This is a genomic window from Mesorhizobium hawassense (assembly GCF_003289945.1).
GTDB classification, from domain to species: domain Bacteria; phylum Pseudomonadota; class Alphaproteobacteria; order Rhizobiales; family Rhizobiaceae; genus Mesorhizobium; species Mesorhizobium hawassense.
The window spans coordinates 167,467-186,639 of sequence record NZ_QMBP01000013.1; the positions used below are offsets into that span (position 1 = coordinate 167,467).

General features: G+C 63.6%; 17 protein-coding genes and 1 pseudogene. All 18 read left to right on the plus strand.

Annotated elements, in window-relative coordinates; translation table 11 throughout:
• The first annotated feature begins 90 nt into the window (after positions 1–90).
• The 18 genes and pseudogenes from DPM33_RS24615 (at position 91) to DPM33_RS24700 (ending at position 19,089) form a co-directional block, all read left to right on the plus strand.
• A complete protein-coding gene (locus DPM33_RS24615; RefSeq protein WP_112099995.1) occupies positions 91–456 on the plus strand; it encodes an NADH-quinone oxidoreductase subunit A in 366 nt (121 codons plus the stop codon).
• Positions 447–1,028, plus strand: a complete 582-nt coding sequence (locus tag DPM33_RS24620; RefSeq protein ID WP_015317338.1) for a NuoB/complex I 20 kDa subunit family protein — start codon at positions 447–449, stop codon at positions 1,026–1,028. Before DPM33_RS24615 ends, DPM33_RS24620 begins: the two co-directional genes overlap by 10 nt.
• 4 nt (positions 1,029–1,032) lie before the next feature.
• On the plus strand, positions 1,033–1,635 hold the full coding sequence (locus DPM33_RS24625) for an NADH-quinone oxidoreductase subunit C (RefSeq protein ID WP_112099996.1): 603 nt from the start codon (positions 1,033–1,035) through the stop codon (positions 1,633–1,635).
• Between the two features lie 28 nt (positions 1,636–1,663).
• A pseudogene (locus DPM33_RS24630) lies at positions 1,664–2,051 on the plus strand (four helix bundle protein).
• A 51-nt stretch (positions 2,052–2,102) separates the two neighbouring features.
• Positions 2,103–3,293, plus strand: coding sequence for an NADH-quinone oxidoreductase subunit D (locus tag DPM33_RS24635; protein ID WP_112099997.1), 1,191 nt, complete (start codon positions 2,103–2,105; stop codon positions 3,291–3,293).
• A complete protein-coding gene (locus tag DPM33_RS24640) occupies positions 3,294–4,634 on the plus strand; it encodes an NADH-quinone oxidoreductase subunit E (RefSeq protein WP_112099998.1) in 1,341 nt (446 codons plus the stop codon).
• Positions 4,635–4,644: 10 nt separating this feature from the next.
• On the plus strand, positions 4,645–5,949 hold the full coding sequence (gene nuoF / locus DPM33_RS24645; RefSeq protein ID WP_112099999.1) for an NADH-quinone oxidoreductase subunit NuoF: 1,305 nt from the start codon (positions 4,645–4,647) through the stop codon (positions 5,947–5,949).
• A 75-nt stretch (positions 5,950–6,024) separates the two neighbouring features.
• The gene (locus tag DPM33_RS24650) at positions 6,025–6,699 is read left to right on the plus strand and encodes an NADH-quinone oxidoreductase subunit E (protein WP_112100000.1); all 675 of its coding nucleotides are present in this window, start codon (positions 6,025–6,027) and stop codon (positions 6,697–6,699) included.
• Between the two features lie 75 nt (positions 6,700–6,774).
• Complete coding sequence (gene nuoG, locus DPM33_RS24655; RefSeq protein ID WP_112100001.1) at positions 6,775–8,856, plus strand: NADH-quinone oxidoreductase subunit NuoG; 2,082 nt, start codon at positions 6,775–6,777, stop codon at positions 8,854–8,856.
• Positions 8,857–8,858: 2 nt separating this feature from the next.
• Entirely contained in the window at positions 8,859–9,902 is a 1,044-nt protein-coding gene (nuoH, locus tag DPM33_RS24660; protein WP_112100002.1) for an NADH-quinone oxidoreductase subunit NuoH, read from the plus strand.
• Positions 9,902–10,393, plus strand: coding sequence for an NADH-quinone oxidoreductase subunit NuoI (gene nuoI / locus DPM33_RS24665; RefSeq protein ID WP_042643165.1), 492 nt, complete (start codon positions 9,902–9,904; stop codon positions 10,391–10,393). The genes nuoH and nuoI overlap by 1 nt, the downstream gene beginning before the upstream one ends.
• A 229-nt stretch (positions 10,394–10,622) precedes the next feature.
• Complete coding sequence (locus DPM33_RS24670) at positions 10,623–11,243, plus strand: NADH-quinone oxidoreductase subunit J (protein WP_112100003.1); 621 nt, start codon at positions 10,623–10,625, stop codon at positions 11,241–11,243.
• Position 11,244: 1 nt separating this feature from the next.
• Positions 11,245–11,553 carry an NADH-quinone oxidoreductase subunit NuoK gene (gene nuoK / locus DPM33_RS24675; RefSeq protein WP_112100004.1) on the plus strand — a complete coding sequence of 103 codons (309 nt, stop codon included), beginning with the start codon at positions 11,245–11,247 and terminating at the stop codon, positions 11,551–11,553.
• An 11-nt stretch (positions 11,554–11,564) separates the two neighbouring features.
• A complete protein-coding gene (nuoL, locus tag DPM33_RS24680; RefSeq protein WP_112100005.1) occupies positions 11,565–13,538 on the plus strand; it encodes an NADH-quinone oxidoreductase subunit L in 1,974 nt (657 codons plus the stop codon).
• On the plus strand, positions 13,538–15,046 hold the full coding sequence (locus DPM33_RS24685; protein WP_112100006.1) for an NADH-quinone oxidoreductase subunit M: 1,509 nt from the start codon (positions 13,538–13,540) through the stop codon (positions 15,044–15,046). Before nuoL ends, DPM33_RS24685 begins: the two co-directional genes overlap by 1 nt.
• A 13-nt stretch (positions 15,047–15,059) precedes the next feature.
• Positions 15,060–16,496, plus strand: coding sequence for an NADH-quinone oxidoreductase subunit NuoN (nuoN, locus tag DPM33_RS24690; RefSeq protein WP_112100007.1), 1,437 nt, complete (start codon positions 15,060–15,062; stop codon positions 16,494–16,496).
• A 4-nt stretch (positions 16,497–16,500) separates the two neighbouring features.
• Positions 16,501–17,322, plus strand: coding sequence for a biotin--[acetyl-CoA-carboxylase] ligase (locus tag DPM33_RS24695; protein ID WP_112100008.1), 822 nt, complete (start codon positions 16,501–16,503; stop codon positions 17,320–17,322).
• A 96-nt stretch (positions 17,323–17,418) separates the two neighbouring features.
• Positions 17,419–19,089 carry a ribonuclease J gene (locus tag DPM33_RS24700; protein ID WP_112100009.1) on the plus strand — a complete coding sequence of 557 codons (1,671 nt, stop codon included), beginning with the start codon at positions 17,419–17,421 and terminating at the stop codon, positions 19,087–19,089.
• Positions 19,090–19,173: the final 84 nt, after the last annotated feature.

A 19,173-nucleotide genomic window follows, 5' to 3' on the forward strand; every position in this document is an offset into this window, starting at 1 on the left:
AAACGGTTCAGCGGTTAAACTGTCACGCTTCCGCATTAGAGTTCGTTGCTGTAATCAAAGTGAACTGCCCCGCCGAAGGAAAGCCGCCGCATGAGCGCACTCCTGAGTTCCTATCTGCCGATCGTCCTGTTCATCGCCGTGGCGTTGGTCGTCGGCCTGGCGCTGCTGGTGGCGCCCTTCCTTGTGGCCTATCGCAATCCCGATCCGGAAAAGCTTTCCGCCTATGAATGCGGCTTCAACTCGTTCGACGATGCCCGCATGAAATTCGACATCCGCTTCTACCTGGTGTCGATCCTGTTCATCATCTTCGATCTCGAGGTCGCCTTCCTGTTCCCCTGGGCGGTGTCCTTCTCGAAAGTCGGCATGCTCGGCTTCTGGTCGATGATGGTGTTCCTGGCGGTGCTGACCATCGGCTTTGCCTATGAATGGAAAAAAGGAGCGCTGGAATGGGATTGAACGACAGTTCAGGCACCCTCGTCGCGCCGAAGCCCAAGGGCATCATCGACCCCAACACCGGCAGGCCGGTGGGGGAGGACGATCCCTTCTTCCTCGAAATCAACAATGAGCTTGCCGACAAGGGTTTCCTCGTCACCTCGACCGAGGCGCTGATCACCTGGGCGCGCAGTGGCTCGCTGATGTTCATGACCTTCGGTCTGGCATGCTGTGCCGTCGAGATGATCCACACCTCGATGCCGCGCTACGATAGCGAGCGTTTCGGCGTCGCGCCGCGCGCCTCTCCGCGCCAGTCCGACATCATGATCGTTGCCGGCACGCTGACCAACAAGATGGCGCCGGCGCTGCGCAAGGTCTACGACCAGATGCCGGAGCCGCGCTACGTCATCTCGATGGGCTCCTGCGCCAATGGCGGCGGCTATTACCACTATTCCTATTCGGTGGTGCGCGGCTGCGACCGCGTCGTGCCGGTCGACATCTACGTGCCCGGCTGCCCGCCGAGCGCCGAAGCGCTGCTCTACGGCATTCTCCTTCTGCAGAAGAAGATCCGCCGCACCGGCACGATCGAACGGTGAGCCGATGACCCTGGCGTTGAACGAACTCTCCACCCATCTCGGCGAGAAGCTCTCCGGCCGCATCGGCGAAGCCGTGCTTGCCTATGGCGAGCTGACAGTATCCGTCGAGCCGGGCAACCTGATCGAGGTGGCGACCTTCCTACGCGACGATGCGCGCTGCCAGTTCATCTCGATCATCGACATTTCCGGCGCCGATTATCCTTCGCGCGCCAGGCGTTTCGATGTCGTCTACCACCTGCTGTCGCCGAAGCAGAATGTGCGCATCCGCCTGAAGGTCCAGGCCGACGAGGAGACGCTGGTGCCGTCGCTGACGGCCGTCTATCCCGGCGCCGACTGGTACGAGCGCGAGACCTACGACCTCTACGGCGTGCTGTTCTCGGGCCACCCCGATCTGCGTCGCCTTTTGACCGACTACGGCTTCGAGGGTCATCCGCTGCGCAAGGATTTCCCACTGACCGGCTTTGTCGAGGTTCGCTACGACGACGAGGCCAAGCGGGTCATCTACGAGCCGGTGGAGTTGAAGCAGGAATTCAGAAACTTCGATTTTCTCTCGCCCTGGGAAGGCACGGACTATGTGCTGCCGGGGGATGAAAAAGCGAAACAGTGAATGGTGAATAGTGAATAGTGAATAGTGAATGGAAAGGGACAGAGTACCTGGGAAAATCAATGACTATCGAGATCTGAACGTTTGGAAGGACTCGATGGACTTGGCTGTAGATATCTATCTCGCGACGAAAGCGTTCCCGCGAGAAGAGATGTTCAGCATGACAACCCAGATGCGTCGCGCGGCATCCTCAATCCCGGCTAACATTGCCGAGGGTTTCGGGCGCGATCAGCGAAAGCCGTTCGTTCAGTTCCTTCGCGTTGCACAAGGTTCGCTGAAAGAATTAGAAACTCATACGCTTCTGGCGATGCGTGTAGGTTTGTTGGACAAAGAGAATGCAGGACTGCTGTCACTACGAGAAGTTGGGAAAGATGATGCGTTCGTTCATTCGATCCCTGGAGGCTGGTGCGGCCCAATGACTATTCACCATTCACCATTCACCATTCACTTGGTGCGCGAGCAACACGTCCATGGCTGAAACCTCCGTCCGCAACTTCAACATCAACTTCGGTCCGCAGCATCCTGCGGCGCACGGCGTTTTGCGCCTGGTGCTGGAGCTGGACGGCGAGGTGGTCGACCGCGTCGATCCGCATATCGGCCTGCTGCATCGCGGCACCGAGAAGCTGATCGAGGCCAAGACCTACCTGCAGGCGGTGCCTTATCTCGACCGGCTCGATTATTGCGCGCCGATGAACCAGGAGCATGCCTTCGCTTTGGCCGCCGAGCGCCTGCTCGGCATCGAGGTGCCGAAGCGCGGCCAGCTGATCCGCGTGCTCTATTCCGAGATGGGCCGCATCATGTCGCACATCCTGAATGTGACGACGCAGGCGATGGATGTCGGCGCGCTGACGCCGCCGCTGTGGGGCTTCGTCGAGCGCGAAAAGCTCATGGTGTTCTATGAGCGTGCCTCGGGCTCTCGCATGCACGCGGCCTATTTCCGGCCGGGCGGCGTGCACCAGGACCTGCCGCAGAAGCTGATCGAGGACATCGGCAAGTGGATCGATCCGTTCCTGAAGTCGATCGACGATCTCGACGCGCTGCTCACCGGCAACCGCATCTTCAAGCAGCGCAATGTCGATATCGGCATCGTGTCGCTGGCCGACGCCTGGGCCTGGGGTTTCTCGGGCGTGATGGTGCGCGGCTCGGGCGCCGCCTGGGACCTGCGCAAATCGCAGCCCTATGAATGCTATTCCGAGATGGATTTCGACATCCCGATCGGCAAGAACGGCGACTGCTACGACCGCTACCTGGTGCGCATGGAAGAGATGCGCCAGTCGGCCAAGATCATGCGCCAGTGCGTCGACCTGTTGCTCGGCAAGGAAAGCGCCGGCCCGGTGTCGAACCTCGACGGCAAGGTCGTGCCGCCGAAGCGCCAGGCCATGAAGCGTTCGATGGAAGCGCTCATCCATCACTTCAAGCTCTATACCGAGGGCTACCGCGTGCCGGCCGGCGAGGTCTATGCGGCCGTCGAGGCGCCGAAGGGCGAGTTCGGCGTCTACCTCGTCTCCGACGGCACCAACAAACCCTATCGCTGCAAGCTGCGCGCGCCCGGTTTCGCACATCTGCAAGCCATGGATTTCCTGTGCCGCGGCCACATGCTGGCCGACGTCACCGCCGTGCTTGGCTCCCTCGACATCGTGTTTGGTGAGGTCGATCGCTAAATGTCAGTCCGCCGTCTCGCAGATGCCAGCGTCCAGCCAGCTTCCTTCGCCTTCAGCAAGGCGAATGAGGCTGCGGTTCAGCAATGGATCGCCAAATACCCGAAGGGACGCGAACAGTCGGCCATCATCCCTTTGCTGATGATCGCGCAGGAGCAGGAAGGCTGGGTCACCAAGGCGGCGATCGAGACGATCTCCGACATGCTCGGCATGCCGCGCATCCGCGGCCTCGAGGTCGCGACCTTCTACACGCAATACCAGCTCAATCCGGTCGGCACGCGGGCGCATATCCAGGTCTGCGGCACCACGCCCTGCATGCTGCGCGGCTCGGAAGCGCTGATGGATGTGTGCCGCTCGAAAATCCATCACGACCAGTTCCACACCAATGACAAGGGCACGCTGTCGTGGGAGGAGGTCGAATGCCTCGGCGCCTGCGTCAACGCGCCCATGGTCATGATCTTCAAGGATACTTTTGAGGACCTTACGCCTGAGCGGTTGGCCGAGATCATCGATCTCTACGACGCCGGCAAGGGCGCCGAGGTCAAGCCAGGCCCGCAGAACGGCCGCCACGGCTCCGAGCCAGCCGGCGGCCTGAAGACGCTGACCAGCGAAAAGGCGATCCTGAAGTCGACCCGCGACAAGGAAGCCAGGGCTGCCGCGAAGGCGGCCAAGGATGCGGCTGCCGCCGCGCCAGCCGCCGCGCCCGCGGCCGTCGTTTCGCAGGCAGCACCTGTTCCGGCCGCGCCAGCGGCTCCGGCACCCGCCGCGCCGCCAGCCCCAGGCCCGGTCGCGCCGTCCAAATCCAGCAAGCCGAAGACTCACGCGGCTGAAACCAGCCCGGCGCTCAACACGCCGTCGCCGGTCAAGGTTGCCCCGGCCACCGAGAACGGCGCCAGCGTCAAGGCGCCGCGCCATTCGGCCGCGAACGCCAACAAGGCCGATCCGGACGTCGAGGCGGTTTCCAAGCCGCGCAGCGGGCCGAAGACCAAGGCCGAACCGGCGAGCGCTTTCAAGGCGCCGGAAACCAAGCAGCCCGTCGCCAAGACGGCGAAGCCTTCGCTCGAGGACAAGAACCGGCCCGCCGGCATCGAGCGGCCGGCGACGGTCGACGATCTCAAGCTGATCTCCGGCGTCGGCCCGAAGATCGAGGCGACCCTGCATACGCTCGGCATCTACACCTTCGCGCAGGTCGCCGCCTGGAAGAAGGCCGAGCGCGAATGGGTCGACGGCTATCTCAGCTTCCACGGGCGCATCGACCGCGACGACTGGGTGAACCAGGCCAAGGCGCTCGCCAACGGCGGCGTCGCCGAATACATCCGCGTCTTCGGCAAGAAGCCGGTCTGAGGGACGACAAATGCTTCAGGACAAAGACCGCATCTTCACCAACATCTACGGCCTCTTCGACACGTCGCTGGCCGGCGCGCAGTCGCGCGGCATCTGGGACGACACGCCGGGCCTGATCGCCAAGGGGCGCGACTGGATCGTCAACGAGATGAAGGCGTCGGGCCTGCGCGGCCGTGGCGGCGCCGGCTTCCCGACCGGTCTGAAATGGTCGTTCATGCCCAAGCAGAGCGACGGCCGGCCGAGCTATCTGGTCGTCAACGCCGACGAATCCGAGCCGGGCACTTGCAAGGACCGCGACATCCTGCGCAACGACCCTCACACGCTGGTCGAGGGCTGCCTGATTGCCGGCTTCGCCATGGGCGCGGTCGCGGCCTACATCTATGTGCGCGGCGAGTTCATCCGCGAGCGCGAGGCGCTGCAGCGCGCCATCGACGAGGCCTACGCGGCCAAGCTCATCGGCAAGAACAACATTTCGGGCTACGACTTCGACGTCTACATGCATCACGGCGCCGGCGCCTATATCTGCGGCGAGGAGACTGCGCTGCTCGAAAGCCTCGAGGGCAAGAAAGGCCAGCCGCGGCTGAAGCCACCGTTCCCAGCCAATGTCGGCCTCTATGGCTGCCCGACCACCGTCAACAACGTCGAGTCGATCGCCGTGGCGCCGACCATTCTTCGCCGTGGCGCGGCCTGGTTCTCTTCCTTCGGCCGGCCGAACAATGCGGGCACCAAGCTGTTCTGCGTCTCCGGCCACGTCAACAATCCGTGCACCTTCGAAGAAGCGATGTCGATCCCGTTCCGCGAGCTGATCGAGACGCATTGCGGCGGTATCCGCGGCGGCTGGGACAATCTGCTGGCGGTCATTCCGGGCGGCGCTTCGGTGCCGCTGGTGCCGGCCGAGCAGATCATGGACGCGCCGATGGATTTCGACGCGCTGCGCGACCTGAAATCTGGCCTCGGCACCGCGGCAGTCATCGTCATGGACAAGTCGACCGATATCGTGAAGGCGATCGCCAGGCTCTCCTACTTCTACAAGCACGAAAGCTGCGGCCAGTGCACGCCGTGCCGCGAAGGCACCGGCTGGATGTGGCGAGTGATGGAGCGTCTGGTGCGCGGCGAAGCGCAGAAGCGCGAGATCGACATGCTGCTCGACGTCACCAAGCAGGTCGAGGGCCACACGATCTGCGCGCTGGGCGACGCGGCGGCCTGGCCGATCCAGGGCCTGATGCGGCATTTCCGCGGCGAGGTGGAACGCCGCATCGACGAGTTTTCGCGCAACGCCCACCGGGTCGAGCCGGTGATGGTGGCGGCGGAATGAGATTTTGGAATATGGGCGAAAGCCCAAGACTGAAAGCAGGGGCGGGGCATACGAAGAAACGACCAGGAGATCTCTATGGCGCCGTATTCGATACCCTATCCGTTCATACCTGATTTGGACCAACTCGAGAAAATGAACCAGGACCTGACCAAGATGATGCCAAAGGAGATGGCCAGCGCCGTCAACCTTTTCGCGCATCCGGTCGCGGGCGCCGCCGCAATGTCGGCGCTCGGCATCGGTCTTGCCAACCATGCCGTCGGCATGTGGATGGGTGCCTTCACCGGCGCGCTGGAAGCCTCGCAGCGCATGTTCCAGCCATTCCTCGACGACCTCGAGGCGCAGAACGAAGCGGCGGCCAACGCATCCAAGGCGCGCAAGGCGACCGAAACGCTGATCGCCAAGGCGCAGACCTTCGCCCGCGACGTCACCGACATCGCCGCGACCGCTACCGAGAAGGCGATCGGCGCCGACGCTGTCGAGGAACCTGCCACGGCCGCGCTGATGCCGGAAGATTTCCGCCAGCCGAAGGCCGTCGACAAGCCGGCGACGCCGTCGGACCTGAAGGCGATTTCGGGTATCGGACCGAAGCTGGAGAAGGTGCTCAACGGCCTCGGCATCTGGACCTATGGCCAGATCGCCGCCTGGACGTCGCAAGAGATCGCCTGGGTTGAAGACTATCTGTCGCTCGCCGGCCGCATCGGCCGCGATGACTGGAAGGCCCAGGCGGCGGCGCTCGCCGCGGCCAAGTAAAATTGACATGCCGGGCGTGGCTCGAGCCGCGCCCGGAAATTAGAGATTGCGGAAATCCGCAGGGGTTTGAGGCGAATGGCAAAGCTAAAGGTCGACGGGAAAGAGATCACGGTACCCGACCATTACACGCTGCTGCAGGCGGCCGAGGACGCCGGCGCGGAAGTGCCGCGCTTCTGCTTCCATGAGCGGCTGTCGATCGCCGGCAATTGCCGTATGTGCCTGATCGAGGTGAAGGGCGGCCCGCCCAAGCCGCAGGCGTCCTGCGCCATGGGCGTGCGCGACCTGCGCCCCGGCCCGAATGGCGAGCCGCCGGAAATCTTCACCAACACGCCGATGGTCAAGAAGGCCCGCGAAGGCGTGATGGAATTCCTGCTGATCAACCACCCGCTGGACTGCCCGATTTGCGACCAAGGCGGCGAGTGCGACCTGCAGGACCAGGCGATGGCCTTCGGCGTCGATTCCTCGCGCTACCATGAGAACAAGCGCGCCGTCGAAGACAAGTATATCGGCCCGCTGGTCAAGACGGTGATGAACCGCTGCATCCATTGCACGCGCTGCGTCCGCTTCACCACGGAAGTCGCCGGCATTTCCGAGCTCGGCCTGATCGGTCGCGGCGAGGATGCCGAGATCACCACCTATCTCGAACAGGCGATGACGTCGGAGCTGCAGGGCAATGTCATCGACCTTTGCCCGGTCGGCGCGCTGACCTCGAAGCCCTTTGCTTTCCAGGCGCGGCCGTGGGAGCTGACCAAGACGGAATCGATCGACGTCATGGATGCCGTCGGCTCGGCGATCCGCGTCGACTCCAGGGGCCGCGAGGTGATGCGCATCCTGCCGCGCGTCAACGAACAGGTGAACGAGGAGTGGATCTCCGACAAGACCCGCTTCATTTGGGACGGCCTGCGCACGCAGCGCCTCGACCGTCCGTATGTGCGCAAGAACGGCAAGCTCGTGCCGGCAAGCTGGGCGGAAGCCTTCGCCGCGATCAAGGACGAGGTGGGCAAGACCGCGCCCGAGCGGATCGGCGCGATCGCTGGCGACCTCGCGGCTGTCGAGGAAATCTACGCGCTCAAGCTTCTGATGAATGCTCTCGGCTCGAAGAACGTCGACTGCCGCCAGGACGGCGCCGCGCTCGATCCGTCGCTCGGCCGCGCCAGCTACATCTTCAACCCGACCATCGAAGGCATCGAGCAGGCCGACGCGGTGCTGATCATCGGCGCCAATCCGCGCTTCGAGGCCTCGGTGCTCAATGCCCGCATCCGCAAGCGCTGGCGCGTCGGCAACCTGCCGGTCGGCGTCATCGGCGAGATCGGCGACACCCGCTACGACTATGAGCTGATCGGCGCCGGGCCTGAATCGCTGAAGGGTCTTGCGGACGGCACCGGCAAGTTCTTCGAAGTGCTGAGCAAGGCGACGCATCCGCTGATCATCGTCGGCCAGGGCGCGCTGGCGCGAGCCGACGGCGCGGCGGTGCTCGGCCAGGCGGCAAAGCTCGCGGCGGCCGTCAACGCGGTCACCGCCGACTGGAACGGCTTCGCGGTGCTGCACAATGCGGCGGCAAGAGTCGGTGGCCTCGATGTCGGCTTCGTGCCGGGCGAGGGCGGCAAGAACGTCGCCGGCATGCTGGGCGACACCGATGTGCTCTTCCTGCTCGGCGCCGACGAGATCGACATGGCCAGGACCGGCGGTGCCTTCGTCGTCTATATCGGCACGCATGGCGACGCCGGCGCGCATCGCGCCAACGTCATCCTGCCGGCCGCTGCCTACACGGAAAAGTCCGGCACTTACGTCAACACGGAAGGCCGCGTGCAGCAGACCAACCGCGCCGGCTTCGCCCCCGGCGAGGCCCGCGAGGACTGGGCGATCCTGCGGGCGCTGTCGGATGTGCTCGGCAAGAAGCTGCCCTTCGATTCGCTGGTGCAACTGCGCGCCAAGCTCTATGGCGACCACCCGCATCTCGCCCGCATCGACCGGGTGCAGGCCGGCAGCGGCGACGACATCGCCAAGGTGGCGAAGCTCGGCGGCCGGCTGAACAAGGGCACTTTCACCTCGTCGGTAAAGGACTTCTATCTCACCAACCCGATCGCGCGGGCGTCGGCCGTGATGGCCGAATGCTCGGCGCTGGCCAAGAGCGGCTTCAAGCAGGCGGCGGAATAAGCATGGAAACTTTCTTCTCCTTCTACGTGCTGCCGGCGCTGCTGATCCTGTTGAAGTCGGTCGTGCTGATCGTCGTGCTTCTGATCGGCGTCGCTTACCTGCTCTATGCCGACCGCAAGATCTGGGCGGCGGTGCAGTTGCGTCGCGGCCCGAACGTCGTCGGTCCGTGGGGTACGCTGCAGGCCTTTGCCGATCTTCTGAAATTCGTCTTCAAGGAGCCGGTGATCCCGTCGGGCGCCAACAAGGGCGTGTTCCTTCTGGCGCCGCTGGTGTCGGCGGTGCTGGCGATTTCGGCCTGGGCGGTCATTCCGGTCAACGACGGATGGGCGATCGCCAACATCAATGTCGGCATCCTCTACGTCTTCGCCATCTCCTCACTCGAGGTCTATGGCGTGATCATGGGCGGCTGGGCGTCGAACTCCAAATATCCGTTCCTCGGCGCGCTGCGCTCGGCCGCGCAGATGGTGTCCTACGAAGTCTCGATCGGCTTCGTCATCGTCACCGTGCTGCTCACCGTCGGGTCGCTCAATCTCTCGGACATCGTCATGTCGCAGCAGGATGGTCTGGGCACCCGGCTTGGGCTGCCCAACACCTTCCTCGACTGGCACTGGCTGTCGCTGTTGCCGATGTTCGTGGTGTTCTTCATCTCCGCGCTCGCCGAGACGAACCGCCCGCCTTTCGACCTTGTGGAGGCGGAATCGGAACTCGTCGCCGGCCACATGGTCGAATACTCGTCGACGCCGTTCCTGCTCTTCTTCCTCGGCGAGTATGTCGCCGTCGTCCTGATGTGCGCGCTGGCGACCATCCTGTTCCTCGGCGGCTGGCTGCCACCGTTCAACTTCGCGCCCTTCACCTGGGTTCCAGGCGTGATCTGGTTCGTGCTGAAGATTTGCCTGATGTTCTTCATGTTCTCGATGGTGAAGGCATTCGTGCCGCGCTACCGCTACGACCAGCTGATGCGTCTGGGCTGGAAAGTCTTCCTGCCGATCTCGCTGTTCATGGTCGTGGCCACCGCGGCCTTCCTCAAGATCACGGGGTTTGCGTGATGTCCGCTCTGGCCCAGGCCGCAAAATCGCTGCTGCTGAAGGATTTCGTCAGCGCCTTCTTCCTGTCGATGCGCCAGTTCTTCGCGCCGAAGGAGACGATCAACTACCCGCATGAAAAGGGGCCGACGAGCCCGCGCTTCCGTGGCGAGCATGCGCTGCGTCGTTACCCGAACGGCGAGGAACGCTGCATCGCCTGCAAGCTCTGCGAAGCGATCTGCCCGGCGCAGGCCATCACCATCGAGGCCGGTCCGCGCCGCAATGACGGCACGCGCCGCACCGTGCGCTACGACATCGACATGGTGAAGTGCATCTATTGCGGGTTCTGCCAGGAAGCCTGCCCGGTCGACGCCATCGTCGAGGGGCCGAATTTCGAATTCGCGACCGAGACGCGCGAGGAGCTTTACTACAACAAGGAGAAGCTGCTCGCGAACGGCGATCGCTGGGAGCGGGAGCTGGCGCGCAACATCGCGCTTGACTCGCCTTATAGGTGATTAGCGTGCTTCTCCCCGTTTACGGGGAGAAGATGCCGGCAGGCAGATGAGGGGCGGCGCCAGCTTCTGGAAACTTGGCGTTACCCCTCATCCGGCCCTTTGGCCACCTTCTCCCCGTAAACGGGGAGAAGGAACAAGAAAGTGGACGGCACAACGTCGTCCGTCTAAGGAACACGCGGTTTCGAACCGGAGGCGGGTCGGAGTCGGAATTTGGAACCCGGGGAATCCCATGCTGACTGGATTAGAGGCGGCCTTTTTCTACCTCTTCGCCTTTATCGCCGTGGCGTCGGCCTTCATGGTCATTTCGTCGCGCAACCCCGTGCATTCCGTGCTGTTCCTGATCCTCACCTTCTTCAACGCCGCCGGCCTGTTCATGCTGACGGGCGCCGAGTTCCTGGCGATGATCCTGCTCGTCGTCTATGTCGGCGCGGTGATGGTGCTGTTCCTGTTCGTCGTCATGATGCTCGACGTCGACTTCGCCGAGATGAAGCAGGGCGCGCTGCAATATGCGCCGATCGGCGCGCTGGTCGGGCTGATCCTGGCGGCGGAGCTGATCGTCGTGCTCGGCGGCTACACATTCGCGCCACAGCTGGCCTCGACGGTCGCCAAGGCAACGCCGGATCTCGCCACGCGCTCCAATACGGCGGCGCTCGGCGACATCCTCTACACGGACTACCTCTATTACTTCCAGATTTCCGGCCTGGTGCTGCTGGTCGCCATGATCGGCGCGATCGTGCTCACCTTGCGCCACAAGGAAGGCGTCAAGCGGCAGTCGATCGCCGCCCAAGTCGGCCGCACCCCGGCGACGGGCATGGAAATCCGCAAGGTCAAATCAGGCGAGGGCATCTGAGATGGTCGTCGGCATCGCACATTACCTGACCGTATCGGCGATCCTGTTCACGCTCGGCGTGTTCGGCATCTTCCTGAACCGCCGCAACATCATCGTCATCCTGATGTCGGTCGAGCTCATCCTGCTTGCGGTCAACATCAACTTCGTCGCTTTTTCCGCGGCGCTGCACGATCTCGTCGGACAAGTCTTCGCCCTGTTCGTGCTGACGGTCGCGGCCGCCGAGGCCGCGATCGGTCTTGCCATTCTTGTCGTCTTCTTCCGCAACCGCGGCTCGATCGCGGTCGAAGACGTGAGCTCGATGAAGGGTTGACGGGAACCACCATGTATCAGGCTATCGTCTTCCTTCCGCTGCTTGGCTTCCTGATTGTCGGCCTGTTCGGCAATTCGCTCGGCGCCAAGGCCTCCGAATACATCACCTCCGGCTTCCTGGTGATCGCGGCGGTGCTTTCGTGGATCGCCTTCTTCACCGTCGGCTTCGGCCATGGCGGGGTGTTCACCGTGCCGGTGCTGCGCTGGATCCAGTCGGGCGGCATCGACGCCTCCTGGGCGCTGAGGATCGACACGCTGACGGTGGTGATGCTGGTCGTCGTCAACACGGTGTCGGCGCTGGTTCACATTTATTCGATCGGCTACATGCACCACGATCCGAACCGGCCGCGCTTCTTCGCCTATCTGTCGCTGTTCACCTTCGCCATGCTGATGCTGGTAACGGCCGATAATCTCATCCAGATGTTCTTCGGCTGGGAAGGCGTCGGTCTCGCCTCCTATCTGCTGATCGGCTTCTGGTACAAGAAGCCGTCGGCCAATGCAGCGGCGATCAAGGCTTTCGTCGTCAACCGCGTCGGCGACTTCGGCTTCGCGCTCGGCATCTTCGGCGTGTTCGTGCTGTTCGGCTCGGTCAATCTCGGCACCGTGTTCGCCAACGCCGCATCCTTCTTGCCGGCCGAAGGCGCGCCGGCGGGTACTGCCGTGCTGACTTTCCTCGGCCATGCGCTCGACAAGCAGTCGGCGCTGACCGTGGTCTGCCTGCTGCTCTTCATGGGCGCCATGGGCAAGTCGGCGCAGGTGCCGCTGCACACCTGGCTGCCAGACGCCATGGAAGGTCCGACCCCGGTCTCCGCGCTTATCCACGCGGCAACGATGGTGACCGCCGGCGTGTTCATGCTGGCGCGGCTGTCGCCGCTGTTCGAGCTGTCGCATACGGCGCTGACCGTCGTCACTTTCATCGGCGCCTTTACCGCCTTCTTCGCGGCGACGGTCGGCCTGGTGCAGAACGACATCAAGCGGGTCATCGCCTATTCGACCTGCTCGCAGCTTGGCTACATGTTCGTGGCGCTCGGCGTCGGCGCCTATGGCGCCGCGATCTTCCATCTGTTCACGCACGCCTTCTTCAAGGCGCTGCTGTTCCTCGGCTCGGGCTCGGTGATCCATGCCGTGTCCGACGAGCAGGACATGCGCAAGATGGGTGGCTTGAGGACGCTCATCCCCAAGACCTACTGGATGATGGTGATCGGCACGCTGGCGTTGACCGGCGTCGGCATCCCGGCGACGGTGATCGGCACCGCCGGCTTCTTCTCCAAGGACGCCATCATCGCAACCTCCTTCGCCAGCCATAATGCGGTTGCGGGCTTCGCCTTCATCCTGCTGGTGATCGCCGCCTGCTTCACCAGCTTCTATTCGTGGCGGCTGATCTTCATGACCTTCCACGGCGAGCCGCGCGCCAGCCACGACGTCATGCACCATGTCCATGAATCGCCGCCGGTGATGCTGGTGCCGCTCTATGTGCTGGCCGCCGGCGCGCTGTTCGCGGGCATCATCTTCCATGGCGCCTTCATCGGCGAGGGCTATGCCGAGTTCTGGAAGGCGTCGCTGTTCACGCTGCCGGACAACCACATCCTGCACGAGATTCACGAATTGCCGCTCTGGGTGGAACTGGCACCGTTCGTCGCGATGCTGATCGGCTTGGCTGTCGCCTGGCAATTCTACATCCGCAAGCCGGAGGCGCCGAAGGAACTGGCGGCACACCATCGCGGCCTCTACGCCTTCCTGCTCAACAAGTGGTATTTCGACGAACTCTACGACTTCCTATTCGTGCAGCCGGCCAAGCGCCTGGGCAGGTTCCTGTGGAAGACCGGTGACGGCACCATCATCGACGGTCTCGGCCCCGATGGGATATCGGCGCGCGTCGTCGACGTCACCAACCGGGTCGTCAAGCTGCAGACCGGCTACCTCTACCACTACGCCTTCGCCATGCTGATCGGCGTGGCCGCTCTCGTCACCTGGATGATGCTCTGATGACCGCTTGGTCCAACCTCCTGTCGCTGGTCACCTTCCTGCCGCTGGTTGGTGTTCTGCTCATCCTGTTCATCAGCGATGACAGCGAAAACGCCCGCCGCAACATCCGTGCGATCGCCTTCACCACGACGGCTTTCACCTTCTTGGTGTCGCTGTTCATCTGGACGGGCTTCGACAATTCGCAGGCCGGGTTCCAGTTCGTCGAGAAGCACGCCTGGCTGGATTCGGGCATCTCCTATCACATGGGTGTCGACGGCATCTCGATGCTGTTCGTCATCCTGACCACATTCCTGATGCCGTTCTGCATCCTCGCCTCCTGGGAGGCGATCGAGAAGCGGGTCAAGGCGTATATGATCGCCTTCCTGATCCTCGAGACCCTGATGATCGGCGTGTTCTGCGCGCTCGACATCGTGTTGTTCTACGTCTTCTTCGAGGCCGGCCTGATCCCGATGTTCATCATCATCGGCGTCTGGGGCGGCAAGCGCCGCGTCTATGCCTCGTTCAAGTTCTTCCTCTATACGCTGGCAGGCTCGGTGCTGATGCTGCTCGCCATCATGGCGATGTTCTTCCAGTCGGGCACCACCGATATCCCGACGCTTCTGACGCATAACTTCCCGGCCAGCATGCAGACCTGGCTGTGGCTCGCCTTCTTCGCCTCCTTCGCGGTGAAGATGCCGATGTGGCCGGTGCACACCTGGCTGCCCGACGCCCACGTCGAGGCGCCGACGGCTGGTTCGGTCATCCTGGCCGCTATCCTGTTGAAGATGGGCGGATACGGCTTCCTGCGCTTCTCGCTGCCGATGTTCCCGCAGGCCTCAGAGATGTTCGCACCGCTGATCTTCACGCTTTCGGTCGTCGCCATCATCTACACCTCGCTGGTGGCGCTGATGCAGGAGGACATGAAGAAGCTGATCGCCTATTCCTCGGTCGCCCATATGGGCTTCGTCACCATGGGCATCTTCGCGATGAACCAGGAAGGCGTGCAGGGCGCGATCTTCCAGATGCTCAGCCACGGCCTCGTCTCGGGCGCGCTGTTCTTGTGCGTCGGCGTCATCTACGACCGCATGCACACGCGCGAGATCGACGCCTATGGCGGCCTAGTCAACAACATGCCGAAATACGCGACCGTGTTCATGATCTTCACCATGGCCAATGTCGGCCTTCCCGGCACCAGCGGCTTCATCGGCGAATTCCTGACCATGCTCGGCGTGTTCAAGGTCAACACCTGGGTCGCGTTCTTCGCTGCCACCGGCGTCATCCTGTCGGCGGCTTATGCGCTGTGGCTCTATCGCCGGGTGATCTTCGGCGCGCTGACCAAGGACAGCCTGAAGAATCTGCTGGATCTGTCGCCGCGCGAGAAGGCGATCATCTACCCGCTGGTGGTGCTGGTCATCTTCTTCGGTATCTACCCGGCGCCGGTGTTCGACGCGACGGCCGCTTCGGTCAAGACGCTCGTCACCAACGTCACCGCATCCATCAATTCCGCGCAGACCGCGGCGGCGAACTGACTGGGGATAAACCATGACGCCGGACCTTCTCTCCAGTCTTTCGCTCTCGACGCCGGAACTGATCCTGGCCGTCGGCGCGCTGGCGCTCCTGATGATCGGCGCCTATTCGCGCAGCAACAACACCATGACCGTGACAGGGCTGGCCGTCCTCGTGCTGGTGGTGGCCGGCCTGTGGCTCGCCTTCTCCGGCGGGCAGGGCGCTGCCTATGGCGGAGCCTTCGTGCAGGATTCCTTCAGCGCCTTCATGAAGATGCTGGCGCTGATCGGCTCGGCGGTGACGCTGGTCATGTCGATGCGCTTTGCGCGCCAGGAACATTTCGACAAGTTCGAATTCCCCGTACTGATACTGCTCTGCACGCTCGGCATGATGCTGATGATCTCGGCCAACGGCATGATCGGGCTCTATCTCGGCCTTGAGCTTCAGTCGCTGGCGATCTACGTGCTGGCCGCGATCAACCGCGACAATCTGCGCTCGACCGAAGCCGGCCTGAAATATTTCGTCCTCGGCGCGCTGTCGTCGGGCATGCTGCTCTACGGCATCAGCCTCGTCTACGGTTACACCGGCAATACCGGTTTCCATGAAATCGCGACGGCGCTGGGCAGCGGCGAGCGCCAGCTAGGCCTCGTCTTCGGCCTTGTGTTCGTGCTTGCCGGCCTTGCCTTCAAGATCTCGGCCGTGCCGTTCCACATGTGGACGCCGGACGTCTATGAAGGCGCGCCGACGCCGATCACCGCCTTCCTGGCGGCGGCGCCGAAGATGGCGGCGATGGCGCTGATCGTGCGCGTCACCATGGGCGCCTTCAAGCCGGTCGCCGCCGACTGGCAGCAGATCATCGTCTTCATTTCGATCGCTTCGATGGCGCTCGGGGCTTTCGCGGCCATCGGCCAGACCAACATCAAGCGCCTCATGGCCTATTCCTCGATCGGCCATATGGGCTACGCGCTGGTCGGCCTCGCCGCCAATAGCCAGGCCGGCGTGCGCGGCGTCGCCATCTACATGCTGATCTATCTGGTGATGACGCTGGGCACTTTCGCCTTCATCCTCGCCATGCGGCGCAAGGAAGGCAATGTCGAGCAGATCAGCGATCTCGCCGGTCTGTCCTCGACCAACCCGATCATGGCCACCATCCTCACCATCCTGATGTTCTCGCTGGCCGGCATTCCGCCGCTCGCCGGCTTCTGGGGGAAGTGGTACGTGTTCCTCGCCGCCATCAACGCGCATCTCTACGCGCTGGCGATCATCGGCGTGCTGGCCTCGGTGGTGGGTGCTTACTACTATCTGCGCATCATCAAGATCATGTGGTTCGACGAGCCGGTCGGCGGTTTCGTGCCGATGGCCAGCGAGTTGCGCCTCGTGCTCGGCGTCAGCGGTGCCTTCGTGCTGTTCTATGTGCTGATCGGCGGGCCGATCGGCAGCTATGCCGAAGCAGCCGCCAAAACCTTCTTCTGACGGGATGGCATTTCGACTGGCTCCAACCGCGGCGCCGGAGGGGTTCCGGCTCGAGGCTCATGACAGCGTCGGCTCCACCAACGCATTGGCGCTGGAGCATGCGCGCGCGGGCGATCCGGGAAAACTCTGGGTCGTCTCGAAGAAGCAGGAAAGCGGGCGTGGTCGACGCGGCCGTGCCTGGGCGACGCCCGAGGGCAATCTGGCGGCAACGCTGCTCCTGGTACCCGGCGGCGAGTTGCGGCTTGCCGCGACGCTCGGCTTCGTCGCGGGCCTTGCACTGGCCGACGCGCTCGACGCCGTCGTGCCGAAAGGCCGGATCGCCGTCGCGCTGGATGGCGCAAGCCAGGGCCGCAATCGCTTCGAGTTGAAATGGCCGAACGATGTGCTTGCATCGGGCGCCAAGCTAGCCGGCATCCTGCTGGAGTCGGCGATGCTGGACGGTGGCCGCTTTGCCGTCGCTATCGGCATCGGCGTCAATGTCGTGGCTTACCCTGAGGATTTGCCTTATCCGGCGACATCGCTGCAGGCGCTGGGCGCCACTTGCGATGCCGAGACGCTGTTCCTGGCGCTTTCGGATGCCTGGAGCGAGAATGCCCGGATGTGGGACGACGGGCGCGGGCTCAATGCCATCAGAAAGCGCTGGCTTGCCCGCGCGGCGGGCCTCGGCGGCGAGGTTGCTGTCAGAATTGACGGCAATGTGGTGCGCGGCGTCTTCGAGACCATTGACGAGGACTGCCGTTTCGTGATCCGCGACGATGAGGGATCGGTTCTGACGATAGCGGCCGGCGACGTGCATTTTGGCGCTGTCGCCTCGGCCCGCGTATAGTTTTGTTCTTGCGCAATTCCGGACGGAAAACCGTTAGACGCTTTTCCTGGAATTGCCCGGTTGACTTGGCCTGAGAGGCCAGGAAGGAAAGAATTCATGGCGAAAAAGGAAAACGCCGAACTCGTCTTCGCGCCACTGGGCGGCGTCGGCGAGATCGGCATGAACTTCGCCCTTTACGGTTATGGGCCCGCCGGCGCGCGCGAATGGATCGTCGTCGATGTCGGCGTCACCTTCCCGGACTCGGCACATCCGGGCGTCGATCTCATCCTGCCCGATACGCGCTTCATCGAGGAGAACCTCGACGGCCTGCGCGGCATCGTCATCACCCATGCGCATGAGGACCATTACGGCGCGCTGCTCGACATCTGGCCGAAGCTGAAGGCGCCTGTATGGATGACGCCGTTCACCGCCGGCCTGCTCGAGGCCAAGCGGCAGGGCGAGCAGAATGCGCCGAAGATTCCGGCGTCGATCTACCGGGCCGGCGAAAAATTCACCGTCGGGCCTTTCGAGATCGAGGCTATTCCAGTCGCGCATTCGATCCCCGAGCCGATGTCGCTGGCGATCACCACGCCCGCCGGCACCGTGATCCACACCGGCGACTGGAAGATCGACCCGGCGCCGACGATCGGCCCGAAGACCGACGAGGCGCGGTTCCGCGCCTATGGCGACAAGGGCGTGCTGGCGCTGATCTGCGATTCGACCAATGCGCTACGGGAAGGGGAGTCACCGTCGGAAGTGGCCGTCGGCGAAGGCCTCAAGGGCGTCATCGAGAAAGCCAAGGGGCGTGTCGCGGTCACCACCTTCTCCTCCAATGTCGGGCGCATCGTTTCGATCGCGCGTGCGGCGCGCGACGCCGGCCGGCAGTGCCTGGTGCTCGGCCGCTCGCTGAAGCGCGTCATCGATGTGGCGGGCGAACTCGGCTACATGGACGGCTTGCCGGAGTTCATCGCCGAGGAAGACTACGGCTACATCCCGCGCGAGAACCTGGTGATCATCTGCACCGGCAGCCAGGGCGAGCCGCTGGCGGCGCTGGCCAAGCTGTCGCGCGACGAGATGAAGTCGGTGGCGCTGACGGCCGGCGATACGGTGGTGTTTTCCTCGCGCACCATTCCCGGCAACGAAAAGGCGATCCTCGAGATCAAGAACCGGCTGATCGATCTCGGCATGAAGATCATCGAGGACGGCGACGCGCTGGTGCATGTCTCGGGCCATCCGCGCCGCAGCGAATTGCGCAAGATGTATGAGTGGGTGCGGCCGCAGATCGGCGTTCCCGTGCACGGCGAGGCGGCGCATCTGGTGGCGCAGGGTTCGCTGATGTCGATGTCGGGCATCGGCCAGGTGGCGCAGGTGCGCGACGGCGACATGCTAAGGCTCTGGCCCGGCCCGGCGACGATCATCGACCAGGTGCCGTTCGGCCGCCTCTATAAGGACGGCAATCTGATCGGCACCGACCAGGCGATGGGCATACGCGACCGCCGCAAGCTCTCCTTTGCCGGCCATGTCGCGGTCAATGTCGTGCTCGACGACAAATACGAGCTTGCCGGCGATCCCGACCTGGTGGCGATCGGCGTCGCCGAGGCCGATGCGAAGGGCGAGACCCTGGAAGACCTGATGCTCGACGCGGCGGTCGGGGCGGTGGACTCCATCCCGCGCCAGCGCCGGAAGGACCTCGACCTGGTGCAGGAAGCGGTTCGCCGCGCCGTGCGCGCCGCCGCCAACGAGGCCTGGGGCAAGAAGCCGCTGGTGACGGTGTTCGTCACGCGGTGACGAATAGGGGAATAGGGGAGTAAGGCAGTAGGGCAGTACGGAAAGGGCGATCAAGCCGACATTCTTCCCTACTGCCGTACTGCC

Bases quoted from the DNA above. Each gene is read 5' to 3' on its own strand.
- nuoI (WP_042643165.1), top strand. From the start codon at position 9,902: ATGTCCGCTCTGGCCCAGGCCGCAAAATCGCTGCTGCTGAAGGATTTC.
- DPM33_RS24650 (WP_112100000.1), top strand. From the start codon at position 6,025: ATGGCGCCGTATTCGATACCCTATCCGTTCATACCTGATTTGGACCAA.
- DPM33_RS24670 (WP_112100003.1), top strand. From the start codon at position 10,623: ATGCTGACTGGATTAGAGGCGGCCTTTTTCTACCTCTTCGCCTTTATC.
- DPM33_RS24700 (WP_112100009.1), top strand. From the start codon at position 17,419: ATGGCGAAAAAGGAAAACGCCGAACTCGTCTTCGCGCCACTGGGCGGC.
- DPM33_RS24640 (WP_112099998.1), top strand. From the start codon at position 3,294: ATGTCAGTCCGCCGTCTCGCAGATGCCAGCGTCCAGCCAGCTTCCTTC.
- DPM33_RS24625 (WP_112099996.1), top strand. From the start codon at position 1,033: ATGACCCTGGCGTTGAACGAACTCTCCACCCATCTCGGCGAGAAGCTC.
- nuoH (WP_112100002.1), top strand. From the start codon at position 8,859: ATGGAAACTTTCTTCTCCTTCTACGTGCTGCCGGCGCTGCTGATCCTG.
- nuoL (WP_112100005.1), top strand. From the start codon at position 11,565: ATGTATCAGGCTATCGTCTTCCTTCCGCTGCTTGGCTTCCTGATTGTC.
- DPM33_RS24695 (WP_112100008.1), top strand. From the start codon at position 16,501: ATGGCATTTCGACTGGCTCCAACCGCGGCGCCGGAGGGGTTCCGGCTC.
- DPM33_RS24635 (WP_112099997.1), top strand. From the start codon at position 2,103: ATGGCTGAAACCTCCGTCCGCAACTTCAACATCAACTTCGGTCCGCAG.
- DPM33_RS24615 (WP_112099995.1), top strand. From the start codon at position 91: ATGAGCGCACTCCTGAGTTCCTATCTGCCGATCGTCCTGTTCATCGCC.
- nuoF (WP_112099999.1), top strand. From the start codon at position 4,645: ATGCTTCAGGACAAAGACCGCATCTTCACCAACATCTACGGCCTCTTC.
- nuoG (WP_112100001.1), top strand. From the start codon at position 6,775: ATGGCAAAGCTAAAGGTCGACGGGAAAGAGATCACGGTACCCGACCAT.
- DPM33_RS24685 (WP_112100006.1), top strand. From the start codon at position 13,538: ATGACCGCTTGGTCCAACCTCCTGTCGCTGGTCACCTTCCTGCCGCTG.
- nuoK (WP_112100004.1), top strand. From the start codon at position 11,245: ATGGTCGTCGGCATCGCACATTACCTGACCGTATCGGCGATCCTGTTC.
- nuoN (WP_112100007.1), top strand. From the start codon at position 15,060: ATGACGCCGGACCTTCTCTCCAGTCTTTCGCTCTCGACGCCGGAACTG.
- DPM33_RS24620 (WP_015317338.1), top strand. From the start codon at position 447: ATGGGATTGAACGACAGTTCAGGCACCCTCGTCGCGCCGAAGCCCAAG.